Below are 9207 nucleotides of genomic sequence, written 5' to 3'. Positions count from 1 at the left end.
TAGGTGTATAAGAGACAGCCCTAAACCCCGCCCGCACTTCCTCTGCAAACAAAACCGGCTCTTCCCACGCCGCAAAATGCCCACCCTTATCCACCTCGTTAAAATAAACGAGATCGTGATAACTACGCTCAGCCCAACTCCGAGGCGCCTGATAAATCTCACCCGGAAAAACAGTAATCGCCGCAGGCAACGAAATATCGACTGCATTGAAGTTGTTCGAATGATCTTCCCAATAGATCTGCGCCGCAGAAGTCGCACTATCGGTCAGCCAGTACAACGAGATATCGTCAAGAATCTCGTCGCGCGTCAGCGAACGCTCGGGCACCCCGCCGCTATAGGTCCATTGCGATATCTTGTCGTACATCCACGCGGCCTGCCCCACCGGCGAATCGGCAAGCGCATAGCCAACCGTCTGCGGCCGCGTGACCATCATCGCCGAATAGCCGCAGTTGTCCCGATAGAACACAGCTAGCTTCTCATAAGCGGCCTTCTCCTTTGGCGACAAACCACCAGGTGCAGGCAGATCTAGCGCAAGAGAACGCGCAATATCAGGCGGCACAGTCGCCGGCATGTTCACATGAATGCCGATCAAACCCTTCACATGCTGCATCGCCATGCGATGTGAAATCACCGACCCGCAATCGCCGCCTTGCGACACGAAGCGCGTGTAGCCCAGCCGCTCCATCAGCACACCCCACGCTCGCGCGATGTGATCCGAGCCCCAGCCCGTCTGCGTAGGCTTGCCCGAAAAGCCGAAGCCGGGCAGCGACGGCACCACCACATGGAACGCGTCGTCGGCACTGCCGCCATAGGCAGTCGGGTCCGTCAGCGGGCCAATCGCCTTGATCAGCTCGAAAATCGATCCCGGCCAGCCATGCGTCATGACCATCGGCATCGCGTTCTTGTGTCGTGAGCGCACATGAATGAACTGGATGTCGAGCCCGTCGATCTCCGTGATGAACATCGGCAACGCGTTCAGCTTCGCTTCGCCCTTGCGCCAGTCATATTCGCTGCCCCAGTATTGAACCAGTTGCTGCATGCGCGCGAGTTGCACGCCCTGTGTATCGTCAGGGACTGTCTCCTTGCCGGGCCAGCGTGTCCTCGCCAGACGCTGACGCAAATCGGCTAGTGCACTGTCGGGAATATGCGCTTTAAAAGGCCGGATCGCATCCCCGCCATTCGCGGCAAACACCGCTTCGGGAAAGAGCGCGAAGGCACCGGCTACGGCTGCCGCTGTCAGCAGGTTGCGGCGCATCGGCGAGAACGGAGTTGAAGACATGCGTTGTCATCCTGTTTCCAAAGAGTGGGCATCTTCATGCATGACGTCTTGCGCAAAGATGTGAGCGAACTGGCTGAGCAATGCCGGATTGCCCGAAGCGTCCCACCTATTAGAAACGGCGAATGTATCTCGCGTTTGTCCACCATGTACCCGTCCGTAGCATGCATGCTTCGAATCGCCGGGAATAAGCTAATGACGTACACGGGAATAGACTACCCTCTGCATGAACAGGCGCGGAATGCGACCTATACGAACGTATGCGGTCGCCCATCCATTTGCATCAACCGGGTAGCTGCAGATTGTATGGAACAGATTCGACCCGCAGACTAATCTTTGCACATCGATGATTTGAAGCGACGATCAGCCGTCTTGCATTGCGTCAGCGGCGCAGGCAGCCTGAACGACTCTGAGAAAAAGAACTGGTTGAAAAAGGAGAACGCACATGCAAGACACGGTGAATCTGCGCCGACGCCGGCTGATCGGCACGACGGCAGCAGGCCTCGGGCTGCTCGAACTCGGCCTCGGCGGCCTCGCGCACGCACAGGGCACGAAGGCGCGCGCTGCGAAGAAAGGCGCGCACCACACCTCGTTCGATGCCATCGAGCAGATCGACGCCGGCACGCTGCACATCGGCTATGTGGATACCGGCCCGAAAGACGGCCAGCCCGTGATCCTGCTGCACGGCTGGCCGTACGACATCTATGCGTTCGTCGATGTCGCACCGATCCTTGCGGCAGCGGGTTATCGGGTGATCGTGCCGTATCTGCGCGGCTACGGCTCGACGCGCTTCCTCGCCAACGAAACGCCGCGCAACGGCCAGCAGGCCGTGGTCGCCGTCGACATCATCGCGCTGATGGACGCGCTGAAAATCGATCAGGCCATCTTCGGCGCCTTCGACTGGGGCGCGCGCACGGCATGCATCATCGCCGCGCTGTGGCCGGAGCGCTGCAAGGCGCTGGTCTCGGTGAGCGGCTATCTGATCGGCAGCCAGGCATCGAATCGCAAGCCCTTGCCGCCGAAAGCCGAATTCGCGTGGTGGTATCAGTTCTACTTCGCCACCGAGCGCGGCGAACTGGGCTACGCGGCCAACCGCAACGACTTCAACAGGCTGATCTGGCAACTCGCGTCGCCGAAGTGGCATTTCGCCGACGCCACCTCTCAGCGCACGGCAGCCTCGTTCAACAACCCCGATCACGTAGCAGTGGTGATCCACAACTACCGCTGGCGTCTGGGCCTCGTGCAGGGCGAGCCGCAATACGACGAGATCGAACAGAAACTCGCCGCCCTGCCCACCATCGCCGTGCCGACCATCACGATGGAAGGCGACGCGAACGGTGCGCCGCATCCGGACCCGTCCGCGTACGCGAAGATGTTCACGGGCAAGTATCAACATCGCAACGTCAGCGGCGGCATCGGCCACAACCTCCCGCAGGAAGCGCCGCAGGCGTTCGCTGCAGCCGTCATGCAGGTCGTTCGCCTTTGAATCCGCATGCCCCCAACCACGACACGCGCCCCTCGTTTCTGACCTGACATCATGGACAAACCCGACCACGTTCTGATCGTCGACGAGGACCGCGGCATGCGCGAGTTCGTCGCCACCTATCTGGAGAAAAACGGCATGCGGATCTCGCTCGCGTCGAGTGGACGCGAGATGCATGCCGTGCTCGAGCGCGACACGCCCGACGTGATCCTGCTCGACGTGCTGCTACCCGGCGAAGACGGTCTCGCGTTGTGCCGCGGGCTGCGCGCGGGCCGTCATCGCGCCGTGCCCATCATGATGCTGACCGAGCATTGCGACGAAATGGACCGCATCATCGGTCTGGAGATGGGCGCGGACGACTATCTCGCCAAACCTGTCGCCGTGCGTGAACTGCTCGCGCGTATCCGCGCGGTGCTGCGGCGCACGCGCATGCTGCCGCCCGGCATGCTGATCGCCGAATCGTCCGAGATGCTCAGCTTCGGCGACTGGCGGCTCGACACCACGGCGCGCCATCTGCTCGACACGGACGACGCCGCGGTCACACTGAGCGGCGCGGAATACCGCCTGTTGCGCGTGTTCCTCGATCATCCGAACCGCGTGCTGACGCGCGACCAGTTGCTCAACCTGACGCAACGTCGCAATGCCGAACCGTTCGACCGCTCGATCGATCTGCTCGTCAGCCGCCTGCGTCAGCGGCTCGGCGACGTCGCGCGCGTGCCGCGCTACATCAAGACACTGCGCAACGAAGGCTATGTGTTTTCCTCGGCGGTCAAGGCTGTCGACGAGTTGCGCGAATGGCAGCACGCATGAAGTGACCGGCATCAAGCCTTCGTAGCATCGACTCATAGCGACGGCGCTCGCTTCCTCCTTTTGTATCGCCATGTATCCGGCGCGCCCGCCGATACATGCCGATACGCACCCCCGTCTTCCAGACAATCGCCGGATACATGCGCGGACTCTAATCCGTCACAAGGGCACGCGCGTGTTCATCGCAAAGGCAAGCGCGTGCAAACGGATTGAATCAACGCTTTGGAATCAGGAGACCGATTTCATGTTACTCATCGTCATCGCTTTTCTGGGCGGGGTGCTCACCATCCTCAGCCCTTGTATCCTGCCCGTCGTGCCGTTCGTCTTTGCGCGCACGGACCAGCCGTTTGCGACAGGCCGTCTGCCCCTGCTGATCGGGCTCGCGCTCACATTCGCGCTCGTCACGGGCGTTGGCATCGCGGGACTGAACGGCGCCGCACAATTGAGCCACTATGGGCGCTGGGTGTCGCTTGCGCTGTTTGGCGTGTTCGGCGCATCACTGCTGTTTCCGGCATTGTCGGCGCGTCTGTCGCGACCGTTCTTCGGCATCGGCAATCGCGTGGCGACGCTCTCGCAGACACGCGGTACGCGCTTCCAGATCGGTTCGGCACTGCTGCTCGGCATCGCGACTGGTTTGTTGTGGGCGCCCTGCGCCGGGCCGATTCTCGGCCTCATTCTCACTGGTGCGGCATTGCATGGCGCAAGCTGGAAGACGGCGGCGGCATTGACGGCTTACGCGTGCGGCGCAGCCAGTTCGCTCGCCGTGGTGTCCGGTCTCGGCAAGCAGGCGCTCGACCGCCTCAAGCATTCGCTCGGCGTAGGCGAGCGTGTGCGTCGCGTGATGGGCGCACTGGTGCTGTTGAGTGTGACGGCTATCGGTTTCGGCTTCGACACGCGTGCTCTCGCTTATGTACCGGCGGCATCGACGACAGGTGTCGAAAGCCGTCCGGTCGGTCTGCTTGGAACCCGTCATGTGCAGAACGCTGACAGCGTACAGAGCATACAAAAGCCGCACATCGAACGCGTGAGCCTGAAGTCGCCGTCATCGTTACCGGTCGAAGGCCGTCTGCCCTCGCTCGACGGCGCGCAAGGCTGGATCAACTCGGCGCCGCTCACCAGCGACGCCTTGCGCGGCAAGGTCACGGTCGTCAACTTCTGGACGTATTCATGCATCAACTGTCTGCGCACGCTGCCGTATCTGAAGACATGGTCGGACCGATACCACAACGACGGTCTCATGGTGGTCGGCGTGCATACGCCGGAGTTTGCCTTCGAGCATGATCCGTCGAACGTGAAGCGCGCGGTGAGCGATCTCGGCGTGCGCTACCCCGTCGCCATCGATAACGACTACCGGATCTGGCAGGCGTTCGGCAACCAGTACTGGCCGGCGTTCTATATCGTCGATGCGCAAGGCCGCATCCGTTACCACCATTTCGGCGAAGGCGGCTATGCGGAAGCCGAGAAGGTGATCCAGCAACTGCTGGCCGAGTCGGGACATGCGATGCAGACACGCGATATGCCGCCGATCCAGGGCGCGGGCGCGCAGGCCGCCGCCGACAACGCCGACATCGGATCGGGCGAAACCTACGTGGGCTATCAGCAGGCGCGCGGTTTCGCATCGCCGGAAGATCTGCGACCCGATAACGTCGCGGCGTACACGGTGCCTTCGAAATTGCCGCTCAATAGCTGGGCACTCGGCGGCAAGTGGATCGTGGGCGGCGAAGCGGCCGTGCTGGACGATGCACACGGACGGATCGCTTATCGCTTCCATGCACGCGACCTGCATCTCGTGCTCGGCCCTGGTGTGGACGGCAAGCCCGTGCACTTCCGCGTGACGATCGACGGCGCGCCGCCCGGCGATGCGCACGGCGCCGACGTCGCCGCCGATGGCAGCGGCGTGGTGACGAGTGCGCGTCTGTATCAACTGGTGCGACAGACGGATGCCGTGCGCGACCGGACCTTCACGATCGAGTTTCTCGATCCGGGCGTGCAGGCTTTCTCGTTCACGTTCGGCTAATACGACCGATACGGCAGATACACCTTTCATCGGTTTCATCCAACGCCACTGTGCTCTCAAGCGCAGTGGCGTTTTGCATTGCGCCGCGACGCTGACAACCCGCATTGCGTGGCGAGATTTGTAGCGCAATGTATCTGACGCCCTTCGAGAAATACTGGCTTACATTCCGGCACGCTGCGGAAACAAGCCAGATACGTGAGCGGGTTCAAATAACGACACGCAAGGTTGATTCATGACAGTGCGACTGACGGGACAACGATGCATCGCAAGCCGCGATACGTCCGCCCGGAATGACATCAACGCAGTCTATTTACTTACCGGAGAAATCTCATGAAACTCGTTCAATCCCTCTTCGTTGCCGCCTTGATCGCTGCTCCCGCCGTGTCGTTCGCACAGTCGAACCAGCCGTTGACCCGCGCCCAGGTGCGCGCCGAACTGGTCGAGTTGCAGCAGGCCGGCTACAACCCTGCCAGCGACAACACGCAATACCCGAAGAACATCGAAGCCGCGCTGTCGCGCATCGAGGCTGAAAAAGGTGCGTCGTATGGCGGCGTGGCAGCGGGTCAATCGAATGCCGGCGCACGCCGCGATACCGCGCAAACGCCCGCGCCGCAGCGGGACATCCCCGGCCTCGGCCCGATCTACGCGCACTCGTAAGCAGCGCGGCTCCGTTGCGCGCGCACGCCTGCGCGGCGCCGCAACGGAGCGCCTCACTGAAACTCGACACACCATTCATCGATAACGTGGCACCCAGGGGCAACACAATGACCAGAAGCTTCAGAACCATTCTCGCGTTCGCCACGATGCTGTGCGGCCTCTTCGCATTGCAGAACGCGCAAGCCGCCACACAGGACGAATTCAAGGGCACCAATGTCGTGCTCGTGCACGGCGCTTTCGCCGACGGTTCGAGCTGGAACCGTGTGATCCCGTTGCTCGAAGCGCGCGGCCTGCATGTGGTCTCGGTGCAGAATCCGTTGAGCTCGCTTGCCGACGACGTAGCCGCCACGAAACGCGTGATCGACCAGCAAAAAGGGCCTGTCGTGCTGGTCGGCCACTCGTGGGGCGGCGTGGTCATCAGCCAGGCGGGCAATGACGACAAGGTGAAATCGCTCGTCTATGTCGCCGCGTTTGCGCCCGATGCCAACCAGTCGATCGGCGACATCACGCAAGGCATGAAGCCGCCCGCATGGGCCAACGAACTGCAGAAGGACGCCGCCGGTTATCTGACGCTGTCGGACAAGGCCGTGCGCGACGACTTCGCGCTCGATCTGCCTGCCGGCGAACAGCGCATCGTCGCTGCGACGCAAGGGCCGTGGTTTTCCGGCTGCCTGAACGACAAGGTCACGCAGGCCGCATGGCACGACAAGCCTTCGTACTTCGTGATCCCCGCTCGCGACAAGATGATCGACCCGCATCTGCAGACACAGATGGCCACACAGATTCATGCAAAGGTGACGCGCGTCGATGCGAGCCATGTCGCCATGCTGAGCCAGCCTGAGGCCGTCGCCAACGCGATCCTAGCCGCTGCACGCAACGCGCACTGAGCCGGGATCGCACGACATGAAGACGATCGTGATGGACGCGCCCGGCGGCTGGGAACAGCTTCGGCTGGCCGAGCGCAGCGATCCCGTTGCGGGACCGGGCGAAGTCCTCGTCGAAGTGGATGCAGCGGGTGTCAACTTCATGGACATCGGCGTGCGGCGCGGCAGCCTCTGGTCGAATGTGGCGAATCCCAAGCCGTTGGGTGTCGAAGGCGCGGGGCGCGTGGTGTGCATAGGAGACGGCAACGCAGCGTTCCGGCCGGGCCAGCGCGTTGCGTGGGTGTATGTGCCCGGCAGCTACGCGCAGCGCCTTGCAGTGCCCGCAGCCTCGCTGGTGCCCATCCCCGATGCCGTCGATCACACCACCGCCGCCGCTGTGATGATGCAGGGTCTCACGGCCAGCCACTTCGCCACCGACTTCTATCCCGTGCGCCAGGGCGACATCGCGCTGGTGCACGCGGCGGCGGGCGGACTTGGGCTGCTGCTCACGCAGATCATCAAGCTGCGCGGCGGCATGGTGATCGGCCGTGTGTCGCACGAAGACAAGGTGGCGACCGCGCGGCAAGCAGGCGCCGATCATGTGATCGTCGATCGTGACGGCCAGTTTGCCAGCGACGTGATGCGCCTCACCGACGGCGAAGGCGTGCACGTGGTGTACGACGGTTCCGGCCCTGCGACCTTCCAGGGTTCGCTCGCGTCGCTGCGGCGCTCGGGCACGTTCTGCTGGTACGGGCCGGTGCTGGGCGCAGCCGGCCCGCTCGACATCCTGAGCCTGCCGAACAGCATCAAGATCGGCTATGCGAGCTTCACCGATCACATCCACACACCGGCCCTGCTGCGCGCGCGTGCGAAACAGCTATTCGACTGGATCGTCGAAGGCGTGCTCGATGTGAAGATCGGCGGCGTGTATCCGCTCGCCGATGCAGCGCGAGCGCATGCCGACATGGAAAGCCGCCGTACCGTCGGCAAGCTGCTGCTGATCCCCTAGCCGAAACAGGAGGACACCCGCGCGGCGAGCACATCGCTTTCGATCACGGTGACGGTGGCCGAAAAAAGATAGCCTTCGTTGCGCAGCGTCTTGATGTAGCGCCCTTCGCGCACGCCGTCCTGCAGCCGCTGACGCACGCGGCTCACGAGCAGGTCGATCGACCGGTCGAGCAGGTCGGCGTGTCGCCCTTGCGTGAGGTTGAGCAACTGGTCGCGCGTCAGCACGCGATTCGGATGATCGAGGAACACGCGCAACAGCCGGTATTCCGCACCGCTCAGCGCAACGACCGAGCCGTCGGCATCGAGCAGCTGACGTGCCGCCGTGTCGAGCCGCCAGTCGCCGAAGCGCAGCACGGTGGCCGCTTCCGCGATGTGCATGCCGGGCGGCAGCATGTTCGTGCGTCGCAGGACGGCGCGAATGCGCGCCAGCAGCTCGCGGATCGCGAACGGTTTCGCCATGTAATCGTCCGCGCCCATTTCGAGGCCGACGATACGATCCGCTTCATCGTGACGCGCGGACAGCATCACGACGGGTATCGCGTGAAAGTCGCTCGCGCGCAGTTCGCGGCACAGCGACAGGCCGTCGGCATCGGGCAGCCTGAGATCCAGGACGATCAGATCGGGCGTATCGCGCTCGAGCGCCGCGCGCATCTCGCGACCACAGGCCGCGTGTGAAACGCGCATGCGGTTGCGTTCCAGATAACCGGCGACGAGTTCGCGGATCTCACGATCGTCATCGACGATCAGCACGTGTTCGAGCTTCTTCATGACATGTTCAACGACTTTGGCTGCAGCGGTAGTGCTCCCTGCTTGTACCGGTTGGTATGCCGCGCATGGTGGCATGCAACGTATCGTTGACACAACAGCAACTGTGTTCACTGTCTGTTGCTCTGTGGGCAACACCTGGTGGGGTGTTGAAGTTTTGGTTTTGGTTTTGGTTTTGGTTTTGGTTTTGGTTTTGGTTTTGGTTTTGGTTTTGCGCGTGCTGGCATCCGCGATTTGGTGTTTGTGCTGCATGCGTTGCCCCTGTGCGGGGCGGCACCTACTTTTCTTTGCCGCCGCAAAGAAAAGTAGGCAAAAGAAAGCGGGCTAACAC

Annotated in this window: 8 protein-coding genes; 6 read left to right on the top strand and 2 right to left on the bottom strand. The window is 62.5% G+C overall.

Annotated features, from left to right (window positions below; all coding sequences use genetic code 11):
- Window positions 1-1279: epoxide hydrolase (locus DK391_RS43050; RefSeq protein ID WP_109484106.1), on the bottom strand; the 1279-nt coding region annotated here is incomplete at its 3' end.
- Between the two features lie 442 nt (window positions 1280-1721).
- Between DK391_RS43050 and DK391_RS43045 the strand changes: the two genes are divergently transcribed.
- The 6 genes from DK391_RS43045 to DK391_RS43020 all read left to right on the top strand — a co-directional run bounded on the left by DK391_RS43045 (window position 1722) and on the right by DK391_RS43020 (window position 8112).
- A complete protein-coding gene (locus DK391_RS43045) occupies window positions 1722-2762 on the top strand; it encodes an alpha/beta hydrolase (protein ID WP_109484105.1) in 1041 nt (346 codons plus the stop codon).
- Between the two features lie 51 nt (window positions 2763-2813).
- Window positions 2814-3569 carry a response regulator gene (locus DK391_RS43040; protein WP_109484104.1) on the top strand — a complete coding sequence of 252 codons (756 nt, stop codon included), beginning with the start codon at window positions 2814-2816 and terminating at the stop codon, window positions 3567-3569.
- A 241-nt stretch (window positions 3570-3810) separates the two neighbouring features.
- Complete coding sequence (locus DK391_RS43035) at window positions 3811-5583, top strand: cytochrome c biogenesis protein DipZ (RefSeq protein ID WP_109484103.1); 1773 nt, start codon at window positions 3811-3813, stop codon at window positions 5581-5583.
- Window positions 5584-5913: 330 nt separating this feature from the next.
- Window positions 5914-6240: a DUF4148 domain-containing protein gene (locus DK391_RS43030; protein WP_109484102.1), complete on the top strand. Its 327-nt coding sequence runs from the start codon at window positions 5914-5916 to the stop codon at window positions 6238-6240.
- A gap of 107 nt (window positions 6241-6347) precedes the next feature.
- A complete protein-coding gene (locus DK391_RS43025; protein WP_109484101.1) occupies window positions 6348-7127 on the top strand; it encodes an alpha/beta hydrolase in 780 nt (259 codons plus the stop codon).
- A 16-nt stretch (window positions 7128-7143) separates the two neighbouring features.
- Window positions 7144-8112, top strand: a complete 969-nt coding sequence (locus tag DK391_RS43020) for a quinone oxidoreductase (protein ID WP_109484100.1) — start codon at window positions 7144-7146, stop codon at window positions 8110-8112.
- On the opposite strand, the gene DK391_RS43015 is transcribed toward DK391_RS43020, so the two are convergent.
- Entirely contained in the window at window positions 8109-8879 is a 771-nt protein-coding gene (locus DK391_RS43015; protein ID WP_109484099.1) for a response regulator, read from the bottom strand. The genes DK391_RS43020 and DK391_RS43015 overlap by 4 nt on opposite strands.
- Between the last annotated feature and the right edge of the window lie 328 nt (window positions 8880-9207).

The organism is Paraburkholderia sp. C35 (assembly GCF_003121405.1).
GTDB lineage: Bacteria > Pseudomonadota > Gammaproteobacteria > Burkholderiales > Burkholderiaceae > Paraburkholderia.
This window is presented reverse-complemented; position numbering and strand designations above follow the sequence as displayed.

Coding starts and splice junctions, on each gene's coding strand:
- DK391_RS43045 (WP_109484105.1), top strand. CDS start 1,722: ATGCAAGACACGGTGAATCTGCGCCGACGCCGGCTGATCGGCACGACG.
- DK391_RS43040 (WP_109484104.1), top strand. CDS start 2,814: ATGGACAAACCCGACCACGTTCTGATCGTCGACGAGGACCGCGGCATG.
- DK391_RS43035 (WP_109484103.1), top strand. CDS start 3,811: ATGTTACTCATCGTCATCGCTTTTCTGGGCGGGGTGCTCACCATCCTC.
- DK391_RS43030 (WP_109484102.1), top strand. CDS start 5,914: ATGAAACTCGTTCAATCCCTCTTCGTTGCCGCCTTGATCGCTGCTCCC.
- DK391_RS43025 (WP_109484101.1), top strand. CDS start 6,348: ATGACCAGAAGCTTCAGAACCATTCTCGCGTTCGCCACGATGCTGTGC.
- DK391_RS43020 (WP_109484100.1), top strand. CDS start 7,144: ATGAAGACGATCGTGATGGACGCGCCCGGCGGCTGGGAACAGCTTCGG.
- DK391_RS43015 (WP_109484099.1), bottom strand. CDS start 8,879: ATGAAGAAGCTCGAACACGTGCTGATCGTCGATGACGATCGTGAGATC.